Source organism: Nonomuraea sp. NPDC051191, from assembly GCF_044455665.1.
Taxonomy (GTDB): Bacteria; Actinomycetota; Actinomycetes; order Streptosporangiales; family Streptosporangiaceae; genus Nonomuraea.
On sequence record NZ_JBITEZ010000021.1, the window covers coordinates 94,656 to 108,014 of the forward strand.

Below are 13,359 nucleotides of genomic sequence, written 5' to 3' on the forward strand. Positions count from 1 at the left end.
GGTGTGGGTCCTTCCTCGGAATCGGGGTGACGCCGGGTTGGACTCCCGCGGGCGCGCGAACTCATCGGTCCTGCGGGCAGCTCGTCGAAATCTCGTGATCAGGGCTCTTTGACCTCGTCGAACAGGTTCTCGACGGCCGCGACGATCCGCCGGGTGGCCGGGGAGACGGCGTCCGGGCCGTCGAACGGGTGCGCCGCGCCCTCGGCGACCCCCTCGACGGTGGCCAGGTCGGCCCCCGGATGGCAGACGACGTCCGGTTCGGGCAGGTTGGCCAGCAGGAACTCGCCCTGACCCGCCCGCGCGTCGGACGGGTGCGCCCCCCGCCGCACCCACCGCAGGTGTCCCGACCGGTCCAGACGGTAGACGCCGGAGCCCTGGGCGGCGACCACGCGTACGGGGGTGTCGCGGTCCAGGCGGACCCTGACGTGGAAGGGGCCGCCCGGCCGGGCCGCGCGCAGCAGCGTGCGCTGGTTGAACTCGTGCGCGTCCCCCAGCCAGGTCACCGGCCCGCCGAGCATCACCGACAGGTGGGCCAGCACGAACGGGGGCAGCCCGGCGGCCTGCTGGTTGACCGACGACACCTCGGTGCCCTCGTGGTGCCGCCACTTGACCGACGACAGGTAGACCCGCTCGTCCGGCGTGAGGATGGCCTCCACGCTGAACAGGCCGGCCGCGCCGTACCTGCGCCAGGCCCAGGACGCGATGCGCTCGGCGCACTCGACGAGCAGCGCGGCGGCGGGCGTCGGCCAGGGACGCGACCAGTCGTCGCCCGTGCTGCGCATCGGCCCCGCGCCCAGCTCGGCGATCCCGGCCGAGGTGTGGGCGGGGCGGTCGGCGTACACCCGGACGCCGCCGTCGCCGCCGGGCACGCTGAGCACCGCGATCGTGCACGGCCAGCCCGGCACGTACGCCGCCACCCGGTACGGCCCCAGCAGGCGGGCAGCCCGGGGCATGTCCCTCTCGTCGGCGACGACGACGGTGCCGTGCCGGTCCGCCCGCCCGCCCGCCTGCACCACGACCCGTTCGGTGCCGACCGCGCGCCGCAGCTCGGCGAGTCCGGGCAGCCGCTCGACGTGCACGCAGGGGACCCGGGCCACCGCCGGCACGCCGGCCGCCCGCAGCAGGTCGTCCAGCAGATGCTTGGCCTCGATCGCGGCCCGCACGTCGGCGTCGATGGCCGCGACCACGCCGCCGGGGCCGGCCAGCTCGCGCAGCCGGGCGTTGTCGTACCAGGTGAAGACGACCGGCGGGCGGTCCAGCTTGAGCAGGTGCCGGGCGGCCTCGTGCCGGACGCGGGGCAGCCAGGCGCGCCGCTCGGCGACCGAGCGGGTCCTGGTGCGGTCCTCGGCGGCGACGACCATGCCGGGCAGCGCCGGGTCCCAGGCCGAGTAGCAGCCGATGCTCAGAGCCGGGCGCAGCGCCCCGATCGAGGCCGGGCCGGTGTAACCGGTGCGCAACGCCGTGCTGAACCGTTCGACGCACACCAGCGGGCGGCCCGCCAGCGCGGTCGTCAGCTCCTCGTGCGCCGCCTCCTCCAGCCCGGTCTCGCGCCGGTCCTCGCCGTCCAGCCCGTCCATCAGACCTCCCTCGTCGCAACCGGCTCAGGACCGTCACCCGGGGGCCACGGTCCGCACCCTTGACGATGAGCCATGGCCGGCGGACCGTCGAGGCCACCGCGATGTGAAGCGATGTGAAGACGAGATGCCGCCCCGGCGTACCCTCCCAGTCGTCAACCGGGCGCTCGCGGCGTTGATCGAGCAGGCGGGGTGGACGCACGCGGCCACCGCGCGGCACGTCAACGCCGTCGCCGCCGAGAGTGGCGAGCGCGTGCACTACGACCGCTCGGCGGTCGGCCACTGGCTGACCGGCACGATCCCGCGCCCCGAGGCGGTGCGCGCGGCGATCGAGGCGTTCCGCCGCCGCCTGGGCAGGCCCGACCTGCGCCCGGCGCATCTGGGGTGGCCCGAGCCGGGCGGGTGGCCGTGGTCCGACGACCCCTGGCGCGGCGACCCGGTCGCCCGGCTGGCCGTGCTGGGGGAGGACGACCTGCTCAACCGGCGCACGTTCACCCTGGCCGCCTTATCCGGTTTATCCGGCTTATCCGTTCTGTCGGGACGTCGTCCGGCGCGTCATCCAGCGGGGCGCGCGGGGGCCCGCCGGGCGGGCGCGGGCGACGTCGAACGCATCCGCGCCACCACCCGCGCCTTCGCCGACCTGGACGACCTCTACGGCGGCGGCCACGGCCGCGCCGCGGTCGCCGCCTACCTGTCCCGCGAGGTCACCCCCCTCCTGCACGGTACGACCGGCCGCCACAGGCCCGACCTGTTCGCCGCCGCCGCCGAGCTGAGCTACCTGGCCGCCTACATGGCCATGGACGCCGGCGCCCACGCCCTGGCCCAGCGCTACTACATCAGCAGCGTGCGCCTCGCCGACGAGGCCGCCGACCTGCTGCTGCGCGCCACCGCCCTGCGCAGCATGGCCGTCCAGGCGGCCGAACTGGGCCACGACGGCGACGCGCTGGCCCTGGCCGAGGCGGCCGCGTCCGCGCTGGCCGGGCACGGCCCCGCCCGCACCCAGGCGTGGATCACCGGCATGCGCGCCGAGACCCACGCCGCCGCCGGGACCCGCTGGGACGCCCTCCGGCTGCTCGGCCGCACCGAGACCCAGCTCGAACGCGCCGACTCCGCGCCCGAGTCGGAGTGGACGGGCAACTACCGGCGCGAGTCCCTGGAACACCAGATCGGCCTGACCCTCACCCAGCTCGGCGACCACGCCACCGCCGCCCGCCACTTCGCCGCGTCCATGCGGGCCAGGCGGCCGGTCGAGCTGCGCACCCGTGCCCTGATCGGGCTGCGGGCGGCCCACTCCCTTCTGCGCGCGGGCGAGGTCGACCAGGCCGCGGCCACCGTCCTCGACCTGAGCGACGACATCCGGCGGATCTCCTCGGCCCGGGTGCGGGAGGAACTGCGCGTCCTGCGCGCCGCCTGGCAGCCCCACCGCGGCAACCCCCTGGTCGGCCGCGCGGACCGCGCGGTCGCAAGCTGACCCCGCCGCCGGGCGGGAGGCCGCGGGTTCTTCCAGGGGGGCTCTAGGATCGCGGCGTGATCAGGAACGCGTACTGCTCCTTCTGCGGCGCCGCCTTCGCCCCCGCCCAGCCCTGGCCCCGCACCTGCGCGGCCTGCGGGAACACCAGCTACCTCAACCCCCTGCCGGTCGCGGTGACGCTGCTGCCCGTCGACGACGGCCTGCTCGTGGTACGCCGGGACGTCGAGCCGCACCGCGGCGAGCTGGCCCTGCCCGGCGGGTTCATCGACGTGGGGGAGTCCTGGCAGCAGGCGGCGGTGCGGGAACTGCGCGAGGAGACCGGCGTGGTGGCCGAGGCCGCCGACGTCACGCTCTTCGACGTGGTCAGCGCCCCGGACGGCACCGTGCTGATCTTCGGCCTGGGCCCGCGCGTCACCGCGTCCGGGCTGCCGCCGATGGAGGCCACGGACGAGACGACCGAATGGCTGGTCATCGACGGCCCCGCCGAGCTGGCGTTCCCCATCCACACCCGGATGGCGTCCGCCTACTTCGCACGGCAGGCCCGTCGCGACCCGCGGTGAGGGGCCCGCCCCGGCCGAGGCCGGAGCGGAGGGACGGCCGAAAGGCTCAGCTCAGGTCGAGGCCCGGGTAGAGCGGGTGGGCGGCGAGCAGTTCGGCCGCGGCGGCGCGGGTCTTCTCGGCGGTGCTCTGCGGCAGGTCGTACTTGGCCTTGGAGGTGGCCGACGGCGTGGTGTCGGTCAGCACGCCGACGATCAGCTCGGCGACCTGGTCGAACTCCTGCGTCCCGAACCCGCGCGAGGTGAGCGCCGGGGTGCCCACGCGGATGCCCGAGGTGTACCAGGCGCCGTTGGGGTCGCGCGGGATCGCGTTGCGGTTGGTGACGATCCCTGCGTCGAGCAGCGCCGACTCGGCCTGCCGGCCGGTCAGCCCGTACGTGGACACGTCGAGCAGCACCAGGTGGTTGTCGGTGCCGCCGGTGACCAGGCGTACGCCCCGGCGCACCAGGCCCTCGGCCAGGGCGACCGCGTTGGCGGCCACCGCCCGCGCGTAGTCGGCGAACGCGGACTGCCGGGCCTCGGCCAGGGCGACGGCCTTGGCCGCCATGACGTTGCCGAGCGGGCCGCCCAGCACCATCGGGCAGCCCCGGTCGATCGAGTCGGCGTATTCCCGCTGGCACAGCACCAGGCCGCCGCGCGGCCCGCGCAGCGACTTGTGCGTGGTGGTCGTGGTGACGTGCGCGTACGGCACCGGGTCGTGCACGCCGGTGAACACCTTGCCCGCCACCAGCCCGGCGAAGTGCGCCATGTCCACCATCAGGACCGCGCCGACCTCGTCGGCGATCTCCCGCATGCGGGAGAAGTCGATGCGCCGCGGGTAGGCCGAGTACCCGGCGATCAGCACCAGCGGCCGGAACTCGCGGGCGGTCTCGCGCAGCGCGTCGTAGTCGAGCAGGCCGCTCTCCGGGTCGGTGCCGTAGGAGCGCTGGTGGAACATCTTGCCCGAGATGTTGGGACGGAAGCCGTGGGTCAGGTGACCGCCCGCGTCCAGCGACATGCCGAGGGCCCGCTGGTCGCCCAGGGCCTTGCGCAGGGTCTCCCAGTCGTCTTCCGACAGGTCGTTGACGTGCCGGGCGCCGGCGGCGGCCAGGGCCGGGGCCTCCACCTTGTGGGCCAGGATGCCCCAGAAGGCCACCAGGTTGGCGTCGATGCCCGAGTGGGGCTGGACGTAGGCGTGCTCGGCGCCGAACAGGGCCTTGGCGTGGTCGGCCGCGAGTTGCTCGACGGTGTCGATGTTCTGGCAGCCGGCGTAGAAGCGGTGGCCGATCGTGCCTTCCGCGTACTTGTCGGACAGCCACGTGCCCATCGTGAGCAGGACGGCCGGGGAGGCGTAGTTCTCGCTCGCGATGAGCTTCAGTGAGGCGCGCTGGTCGGCCAGCTCGGCGCGGATCGCGCCGGCCACGCCCGGCTCCACGGCGGCGATCACGTCGAGCGCGTTGCGGTAGGCGGCCGACACCGTTGCAGCGTCGTGGTCGCCGTAGGAATGGGGGTGCTCTTCAGCCATGACTTCTCCCGAGCCGTCTAAGTGAGGGCACCCAGGCGCGCGGCGACGTCCAGGACCGCTCCCCGGTGGTCAGTCCCACCTTACGATCACGCCAGTCACGATCCGAGGCTGACACTACGGTCAGCGGCCGGGGCCGCGCAACGAGGGAGGCGCTTGAGCCTCCACCAAGGGGAGACGCGAAGGTGGAGGCATGGACGGCGGCACCCTCTACACGATCGGCGATCTGGCGCGGCGGACCGGGCTATCGGTCAAGACCATCAGGTTCTACTCCGACCAGGGGATCGTGCCGCCGGTGGAACGCAGCCCGGCCGGTTACCGCCTCTACGACGCCGCCGCCGCGGCCCGCCTCGACCTCGTCCGCACCCTGCGCGACCTGGACGTGGACCTGGCCACGGTCAGGAAGGTCGTGGACCGGGAGCTCACGCTCGCACAGGTCGCGGCGGCGCACGCCGAGGCGCTGGCGGTGCGGATCCGCACGCTGCGGCTGCGGCACGCGGTGCTGACGGCGGTGGCCCGGCGCGGCTCGGGGCCCAAGGAGATGGAGCTCATGCACAGACTCGCGAAACTGTCGCAGGACGAACGCCGCCGCCTGGTCGGCGACTTCCTGGACGCCGCCGTCCCGGACGTGGAGCCGGGGCTCGCGGGAGCCAGGGTGTCGATGACCCCGGAACTGCCGGACGACGCCGAGCCGGAGCAGGTGGAGGCGTGGGTGGAGCTGGCCGAGCTGATGGCGGACCCGTCCTTCCGGACGGCGATGCGCGACCTGACCACGTCCCACGCGTCCGACCGTGCCGCCGACGGCGGGGGAGGGGTGCGGCGGGATGCCGTGTCGCTGGGGCTGGGCCGGGCGGGGGCGGCGCTGGCGGCGGGCGTGGACCCCGCCGGGCCCGAGGCCGCACCGGTCGTGGCGGCGGTCGCCGGGGAGTACGCGCGCCTCCTGCGCCTCCCCGACGACGCCGCGCTCCGGCGGCGGCTGCTGGCCAGGCTGGAAGCGGCGAACGACCCCCGCAGGGAGCGCTACCTCCGGCTCCTCGCCGTGATCAACGCCTGGCCGCCCCCGGCTTCCTCAGCCCCGGCCCTCGACTGGCTCCTCACCGCCCTGCACACCCACCCGGCCCCCTGACCCGACCGCGAAGGCCCTGAACGCGAAGGCCACCGACCGTGGGGCCCTCGACCGCGAAGAACCCCCGACCGTCTCACCCGCGGGCGGGGGCCTCGGCGGTGGCGGGGCCGGTTTCCGGCAGGCCCCTGGTGAGCAGGCGGGCGCCGATGCCGAGCAGCGCGCTGACCACCAGCGTGCCCCCCATCGGCAGCCCGGTGTCCTCCCCGCCCAGGCCGACCAGGGGCGAGACCAGCGCCCCGAGCGCGAACTGCAACGCGCCCATCACGGCCGCCGCCGTGCCGGTCGCGTACGGGGCTCGTCCCACCGTCAGCGCCGCCGCGTTCCCCATGATCAGCGTGAACGAGCTGACCAGCACGAACAGCACGGGCAGCACCACCACCGCGCCCAGCCCCGCCCCCAGCATCACCAGCAGGACGGCCGACAACCCCAGCACCGCCCCCTGCCCAGCCCGCAGCAGATCCTCCGGGCTGAACCGGCGCAGCAGGCGGGCCCCCACCAGGCCGGTCAGCGTCATGCCCAGCGCGTTGGCCGCGAACGTCACGGTGTAGGCGGGGGTGGACAGGCCCAGCACGTTCTGCACGACGAAGGGCGAGGCCGAGATGTACCCCATGAGCCCCGCGAAGCCGAACGCGAAGGAGAAGACGTAACCGACATAGCCCCGGTCGGCGAACAGCCGCCGCACGTTGCGCCCGGTGGCGGCCAGGCCGCCCGCGTGCCGGCGTCCGGGCGGCAGCGTCTCGGGCACGACGAGCGCCGAGCCGAGCAGCATCACGGCCGAGATCCCGGCCATCACCCAGAACTCCACGCGCCAGCCGGCGGGCGACAGCGCGCCACCGATCAGCGGGGCCACCACGGGCGCGACGCCGACCACGGAGGCCAGCAGCGAGAAGATCCGCGCCGCCGCCCGGCCGGTCGTCAGGTCGGCCGCCACCGCGCGGCCGATGACGATGCCCGCCGACCCGGCGAACCCGTGCACGAAGCGCAGGGCGACGAGCGTCCGGATGTCCGGCGCGAGCGCGCACAGGACGCAGGCGACCAGGGCCGCCGCGGTGGCCAGCAGGATGGGCCCGCGGCGGCCGAACCGGTCCGACAGCGGCCCGATGACGAGCTGCCCCAGCGCCAGCCCGGTGAGGAACGCGGTCAGCGTGAGCTGCACGCCGGCCGCCCCCGTCCCCAGGTCGGCCGCCAGGTCGGTGAACACGGGCAGGTACATGTCGGTGGCCAGCGGCGCCACCGCCGACAGCAGGCCGAGCACGACCAGCAGCGGGCCGGACACCCCCGTCCTGGTCACGAGGCACGCCCCGGCGGACGGTGGCTGTGGGAAGTGGCGAACTCCATGGTCATGGCTCCAAGACGGCCGCGCGGCTAGAGACCTAGGATGTTCCGTGATCCGGCCACGGCTAACCGCCTCACCGGCAGCCGGGGGCAGACGTCGCCGCAGGTCCGCCGGTCGCGGAGGCCGGGTGACCGCGCCGTCGCCGAGACAGGAGCACCGCATGACCGCCCGGCTGCCCGCCCTGCCCCCGGAGGACCTCGACGACGCCCAGGCTGAGGTCTACCGCGCCATCACGGGCGGCCCCCGGGCGGCGGGCCCCCAGGTCTTCCCCCTCGCCGACGAGCGCGGACGGCTGCGCGGCCCGTTCAACGCCATGCTGCTGAGCCCGCCGGTCGGCGGCGCGCTCCAGGCGCTGGGCGCGGCGGTGCGCTACGGCTCGGTGCTGCCCGGCCGGGCCAGGGAGCTGGCGATCCTCGTGGTGGCCGCCCATTGGGGCAGCGAGTTCGAGCGCGCCGCGCACGAGGCGGTGGGCCGGGCCTGCGGCCTGACCGACGCCGAGCTGACCGCGTTGCGCGAGGGGCGGCCGCCCGACCTGGCCGACCCGGCCGAACGCGCCGCCGTGCACGCCGCCCGCGAGCTGACCGGGGCGGGGACGCTGAGCGAGGAGGACTACCGGGCGGTCACGGCGGCGCTCGGCGAGCGCGGCCTGTTCGAGCTGACCACGCTGGTCGGCTACTACGCCACGCTGGCCCTCCAACTGCGCGTCTTCGCAGGCGAGCACCCCCGAAGCCCTGCGAGCGCTGACCGCGGGCTGAGCGCCGGGAGGGCTGACCACGAAGGCTGAGCGCCGGGAACGCTGAGGGCCGGGAGGGCTGACCGCTGGGAAGGCGGACCACCGCGAGCGCTGAGGGCCAGGTTCACGCGCCCCCCGCCGAGGGGCGCCCGGTGGGTTTCGTGGCCAGGGCGACCAGGGCCGTCCTCGGGAGCTCCGCCACGTAGTGCCCGTCACGCCGGTAGACGACCGGGCGGGGTGGGGTGTGCCGGTGCGTCCTGTGGTCGAAGTGCCGTTCCAGGACCCGCCAGGCCGCCTCGACGTCCCCCAGGGCGGCGAAGTACGCGCCGAGGCCGTACATGTCGGCGACGTAGCGGCACATGCGCTCCTTGGCGGCCGCCTCGCTCCCGGCCCGGACGATCAGCGGGTCGTACAGGTCGAGCACCCGTACGGGCAGGTCCGCGTCCGCGAACAGGGCGGCCAGGCCGGTCCGGGTGAAGTGCCGGTAGGCGTGCCCGCCCGCCGCGTGCGGATGCACGACCCGCGCGAAGAACCCCGCCATGGGGCCGGAGTCGTCGAAGTCGTGCAGCACGATCCGGCCGCCCGGCCGGGTCACCCGCGCCGCCTCGGCCACCGCGCCCGGCCGGTCGGCCGGGTCGATGTGATGGGTCCCGTACGCCAGCAGCACCCCGCCGACCGACCCCTCCCGCAGGAACAGGAACTGGGCGGCCTGGCGCACCGCGGGCAACCCCTGGGCCAGGGCCCGGTCGACCATCTGGCCGGACAGGTCGCCGGTGATGATCAGCGGCTTGGCGTCCAGGCTGCCCAGCCGCCCGGCGGCCGCCCGCGCGACCGTCCCGTCCCCGCCGAGGACGTCCAGCAGCAGCGGCGGCCCGTCCGCCGGATCGGGGGTGAGCAGGCCGAGGAGCGCCCGGATGCCGGTCCAGCGCACCAGCGCGTCCTGCTGGGCGCGGCGGTAGGAGTCGCCCCGCCCGCCGTGGTCGGAGTCGAACTCGCTGCTGGTCGCGGCGAGCACGCCGAGCGCCCGCGCCGCGCCCGGCCGGTCGAAGTCCAGCACGGCGTGCACCTGCGGGTGGACGGTCGCGACCAGGCGCAGGTACTCGTCCAGGGTCAGCGAAGGGAGATAGGAGGCGCGCACCGGCCCTCGTCCTTTCCGGGTCACGTGCTGGGGGGCGGGAGCTGCGGGGGGTCCAGGCGGTGGCCCAGCCCGCCCACGAACCTGGTGACCATCCCGCTGCGGGCGGCGAACAACCGGCTGCGCGGCTCCAGCCGCACCCCGAACTGCTTCTTCGTCTCGTACGCCGCGCCGCCGAGCCGCAGCCTGCGCGCGCCCGAGCCGACGGCGGCCCGTACGCACGCCGTGAGCAGCGCGTGGTAGACGGCGGTGCCCTCCGTACGCGCGTAGTCGCGCCCGATCCACCGGGCGACCAGCTCGTCGCCGTCGCGCAACAGCGCCACGCAGCCCGCCGGCGCGCCGTGCCGGTAGGCGGCCAGGACGGTCAGGTCCGCCCCCAGGACGCCGGCCGCCTCGGGGAACAGGCCGGGCCGGTAGAAGACGTGCGGCCCGTGGCGCAGGTCCACCGCGGCCACCATCCGGTCCAGCAGCCGGCCCAGTTCCCCGCCGGGCCCGGCGAGGAGCGGCCGGACCTCGATGCCCTCCCGCTCGGCCCGGCGCTGCGTCCGCCGGATCTCGGCCCGCCTCTTGCGCGGCAGATGGTCCAGGTACGCCTCGTACGACGGCCACGTCAGGTCCAGCAGCGTCTCCGGCAGCCAGCCCAGGCGGCTGTAGCCCGGCTGCCCGGCGGCGTACGGCAGGTGGTCGACCACGCAGAACAGCAGCCGCTCGCGCCTGACCAGCGACCGCACCGCCCGCAGCAGGACCCGCCGCTGCGGCCCCTCACCGCCCAGCAGCCCGGACGTCGCCGTCATCGGCGCCTGGACCTGCAGGAACGGCCACCGCCTGGTCAGCCGCCCGAACCGGGACTCCAGCACCGGGTTGTGCAGCCGGTGCTCCAGCGCGCACACCGCCGCGGCCACGAGCCCGCCGTCCTTGCGGACCAGCAGGTAGCGGGGCCGGTGCTCGGCCAGCACGCGCTCGGCCAGGACCAGCCAGTGGTGCCGCACGAAGGGCACGCCGTCGGCGAGCGCGTCCCACTCCCCGGCGCCGACCTCGTTGATCGAGCGCGCCACCTCAACGCCGTACATCGCCCTCCTCGCCGGCCGGGCGGGCCACGTCAACGCCGTCCATCGCCCCGCACCTCGAAGCGCAGCGTCCGCGTCACGGCGGCGGCGGCCGCCTCCAGCTCCGCCGGGCCGGACGCGTGCACGACGAACCAGCCGAGCCGGTCGGAGACGTCGCGGTAGGGCCGTACCCGCTGTCCGGGGCGGGCCAGCAGGACCAGCTCGGCCACCCCCGGCAGGGCCCTGGCCTCCTCCACGCCGGACACCGACACCAGCTCGCCCGCGCGCCCGGCGGTCAGCACCTGCCACAGGACCGGCCGGGGCGGATGCGGCCGCAGCTCGATCGGCAGGCCCACCGCCGCCCGCACGGCGGCCAGCACCGGATCGACGCCGTGGCAGGACCGCACCATGTCGTCGGTGCCGTTGCCGCCCGTCCGCAGGCCGAGCTCGATGACGTACGGCCGGCCGTCCGGGGTGACGATGAGGTCGAGGTTCAGCGGGCCGCGCCGGTAGTCCAGGCGGGCGCAGACCTTGTCCATGATCGAGCGCGTGGTGTCCAGGACCTCGCCGGGCAGCCCGGCCGGCATCCGGCGGCTCATGGTCAGCACCAGCGGCGGCGGGCTCACCTCCTGCAGGCTGGTCGCGACGAACGCCACGCGCCCGTCGTCCACGACGCACTCGCAGTTGCACAACCTGCCGCGGATCTCCTCCTCGACCATCACCAGCCCGCCGTACGAGCTGCGCCGGGCCTCCTCGGCGGCGGCGAGCACGTCGCCGGGGGCGGCGCACCTGCTCACCCCGCGCCCGCTCTGGGCGTCGGCCGGCTTGACGACCACGGGGAAGCGCAGCCCCCGCGCCCGCGTCGCCAGGTCGGCCGGGTCGTCGCCGACGATCCAGGGGTAGGAGGACACGCCCAGGTCGTCGAGGAGGCCGCGCAGCACCCACTTGTCCACCGAGGCCCGCGCCGCCGTCTCCGACAGCCGGCCCGGCAGCCCGTACGCCTCGGCCACCGCCCGCAGCGCGGGCACCGCGACGTCGCTGGACGGGGCCACCACGCCGGCCAGGTCGGCACGTCCGGCGAGCGCGGCGGTGACGGCGTCAGGATCGTGGGTGCTGACCGGCAGGTACTCGTCGGCGAGCGCGACGCCGGGCGCGTCGGCCGAGCGGTCCACCGCGATCGTCCGCAGGCCCATGCCGGACGCCGCCCGGTAGGTGGACAGCGAGCCGTCCGCCGCCCCGAGCACCACCAGGGACCTCGTGCCGCTCATCGGGCCTCCTCCAGCTGGAGTTCCGGTTCGCCGGACCGCCGTTTCCCGGCCCAGAACGGGCCGAGGGCCAGCGCGTCCGCGCCCGTCCTGAGGTAGCAGGCGACGGCGTCCTCGGGTGTGCACACGATCGGCTCGTCGTCGTCCCGGAAGGAGGCGCCGGCCAGCATCGGCACGCCGGTCAGCTCCTCGAAGCGGGTGATCAGCGCGTGGAAGTCCGGGTTGCCGGCGCGGCTCACCGTCTGGACGCGGGCGCTGCCGTCCACGTGCGTGATCGCGGGCACCTCGCCGCGCCGGTGGTCCAGCACGTCGAACCCGACCAACATGACCGGCGAGGGACGGCCGTCCGCGAAGTAGTCCCCGGACCGTTCGGCCAGGCACGACGACGCCAGCGGCAGGAACGGCTCCCGCCGCCTGACCCGCGCGTTCATGCGCGTGGCGGAGGTGGGGTCGCGCGGGTCGGCCAGCAGCGACCGGTTGCCCAGGCCGCGCGGCCCGCACTCCGCCCGGCCCTGGAACCAGCCCACGATCAGCCCGTCGGCGATCCGGGCGGCGGCGTGCCGGGCGATGTCGCCGGGCCGCCGGTAGTCCACGCCCGCGTCGCGCAGCGCCTTCTCCATGCGTTCCTCGGTGAACCCGGGCCCGGCGAAGAGCTGACCGCCCGCCGGACGGGGACGCCCGTACAGGCCGACGCTCACCTCCAGCGCCGCGCCGAGCGAGGCGGCGGCCGGCTGAACCGACAGCTCCTCGAAGCCGGACTCGGCCAGCAGGCGGCCGTTCAGCATCGGGTTCATCGCCGCGTCGCCGGCCACCGCGAGCCGGGTCGAACCGGTCGTCTCGCGCAGCCAGCGGGCCAGGTGCAGCGCGGCCCGCTCAAGGGTGGCCTGGAGGGCGAAGGCGACGTCCGCGGAGTGCTGGGTGGGGGTCTCGACGGCAGGCGGTCCCGGCGGGCCGAAGGCGTCCAGGAACTTCGCCGAGACCGCGTGCCGCCCGCCGTCCCCGTGCGGCTCGAACCAGCTCAGGTCCAGCTCGTGGCCGCCGTACGGGGTCAGGCGCAGCAGGTCGGCGAAGGGCTGGAGGTAGGTGTCGTCGCCGTACGCGGCCAGGGCCATCACCTTGTCCTCGTCCCTGCCGGGACGGAAGCCCAGGTAGCCGGTGACCGCCGCGTACAGGGCGCCCAGGGAATGGGGCCGGCCGACGTGCCGCAGGTGCCTGATCCGCGCGCCGTCGGCCACGGCCAGGCAGGTGCCGGCCGCGTCCATGGTGAGCACGGCGGCGGAGTCGAACGGGCTCGCGTAGAACGCGCCCGCCGCGTACGCCCGGTGGTGTTCCACGAGGTGCACCCCGTACCCGACCGGCCCGGTGTGCCCGGCGGCCTCCCTGACCTCCCCATCGGGAGGGGAACCGGCCCGCGGCCCGTGGAAGGCGACGTGGTCCACCTCGTCCAGCCCGATCCCCGCCTGTTCCAGGCAGTACGCGACCGCCCGCCGGGGGAGCCGGCCGTCGTGCCGGACGCGGGTGAAGCGCTCCTCCTCGGCCAACGCCACGATCTCGCCGTCGCGCACCAGCGCCGCCGCAGAGTCGTGCGCCCGGGAGATGCCCAGTACGTCCATGT

At 75.5% G+C, this 13,359-nt stretch carries 11 protein-coding genes and 1 riboswitch; of the genes, 4 read left to right on the forward strand and 7 right to left on the reverse strand.

Annotation, left to right across the window (positions count from 1 at the left end):
* Nucleotides 1–98: 98 nt before the first annotated feature.
* On the reverse strand, nucleotides 99–1,577 hold the full coding sequence (locus ACIA8R_RS44435) for a hypothetical protein (RefSeq protein ID WP_397043746.1): 1,479 nt from the start codon (nucleotides 1,575–1,577) through the stop codon (nucleotides 99–101).
* Nucleotides 1,578–1,701: 124 nt separating this feature from the next.
* On the opposite strand from ACIA8R_RS44435, the gene ACIA8R_RS44440 reads away from it, so the two are divergent.
* Both ACIA8R_RS44440 and ACIA8R_RS44445 read left to right on the forward strand, forming a co-directional pair.
* The gene (locus ACIA8R_RS44440; RefSeq protein WP_397043748.1) at nucleotides 1,702–3,045 is read left to right on the forward strand and encodes a hypothetical protein; all 1,344 of its coding nucleotides are present in this window, start codon (nucleotides 1,702–1,704) and stop codon (nucleotides 3,043–3,045) included.
* A gap of 56 nt (nucleotides 3,046–3,101) precedes the next feature.
* Nucleotides 3,102–3,605 carry an NUDIX domain-containing protein gene (locus tag ACIA8R_RS44445; RefSeq protein ID WP_357707934.1) on the forward strand — a complete coding sequence of 168 codons (504 nt, stop codon included), beginning with the start codon at nucleotides 3,102–3,104 and terminating at the stop codon, nucleotides 3,603–3,605.
* A 46-nt stretch (nucleotides 3,606–3,651) separates the two neighbouring features.
* Here ACIA8R_RS44445 and ACIA8R_RS44450 read toward each other — a convergent pair whose 3' ends face one another.
* Nucleotides 3,652–5,106 carry a glycine hydroxymethyltransferase gene (locus tag ACIA8R_RS44450; RefSeq protein ID WP_357707935.1) on the reverse strand — a complete coding sequence of 485 codons (1,455 nt, stop codon included), beginning with the start codon at nucleotides 5,104–5,106 and terminating at the stop codon, nucleotides 3,652–3,654.
* Nucleotides 5,107–5,128: 22 nt separating this feature from the next.
* A riboswitch (ZMP/ZTP riboswitch) is annotated at nucleotides 5,129–5,215 on the reverse strand.
* Between the two features lie 81 nt (nucleotides 5,216–5,296).
* Between ACIA8R_RS44450 and ACIA8R_RS44455 the strand changes: the two genes are divergently transcribed.
* Nucleotides 5,297–6,229, forward strand: coding sequence for a MerR family transcriptional regulator (locus ACIA8R_RS44455; RefSeq protein WP_357707937.1), 933 nt, complete (start codon nucleotides 5,297–5,299; stop codon nucleotides 6,227–6,229).
* A 73-nt stretch (nucleotides 6,230–6,302) separates the two neighbouring features.
* Here ACIA8R_RS44455 and ACIA8R_RS44460 read toward each other — a convergent pair whose 3' ends face one another.
* A complete protein-coding gene (locus ACIA8R_RS44460) occupies nucleotides 6,303–7,520 on the reverse strand; it encodes a multidrug effflux MFS transporter (protein WP_397043750.1) in 1,218 nt (405 codons plus the stop codon).
* Between the two features lie 205 nt (nucleotides 7,521–7,725).
* Here ACIA8R_RS44460 and ACIA8R_RS44465 point away from each other — a divergent pair, with 205 nt between their 5' ends.
* A complete protein-coding gene (locus ACIA8R_RS44465; RefSeq protein ID WP_364087265.1) occupies nucleotides 7,726–8,349 on the forward strand; it encodes a carboxymuconolactone decarboxylase family protein in 624 nt (207 codons plus the stop codon).
* A gap of 73 nt (nucleotides 8,350–8,422) precedes the next feature.
* On the opposite strand, the gene ACIA8R_RS44470 is transcribed toward ACIA8R_RS44465, so the two are convergent.
* Genes ACIA8R_RS44470 through ACIA8R_RS44485 form a run of 4 tightly spaced genes read right to left on the reverse strand, consistent with a single transcriptional unit; the run spans nucleotide 8,423 to nucleotide 13,357 of the window.
* A complete protein-coding gene (locus ACIA8R_RS44470; protein WP_397043752.1) occupies nucleotides 8,423–9,436 on the reverse strand; it encodes a class I SAM-dependent methyltransferase in 1,014 nt (337 codons plus the stop codon).
* Nucleotides 9,437–9,456: 20 nt separating this feature from the next.
* Nucleotides 9,457–10,503, reverse strand: coding sequence for a GNAT family N-acetyltransferase (locus ACIA8R_RS44475; protein ID WP_364087269.1), 1,047 nt, complete (start codon nucleotides 10,501–10,503; stop codon nucleotides 9,457–9,459).
* A gap of 29 nt (nucleotides 10,504–10,532) precedes the next feature.
* Entirely contained in the window at nucleotides 10,533–11,747 is a 1,215-nt protein-coding gene (locus ACIA8R_RS44480) for a hypothetical protein (protein ID WP_357707944.1), read from the reverse strand.
* Nucleotides 11,744–13,357, reverse strand: coding sequence for a carbamoyltransferase (locus ACIA8R_RS44485; protein ID WP_397043755.1), 1,614 nt, complete (start codon nucleotides 13,355–13,357; stop codon nucleotides 11,744–11,746). Before ACIA8R_RS44485 ends, ACIA8R_RS44480 begins: the two co-directional genes overlap by 4 nt.
* Nucleotides 13,358–13,359 lie beyond the last annotated feature (2 nt).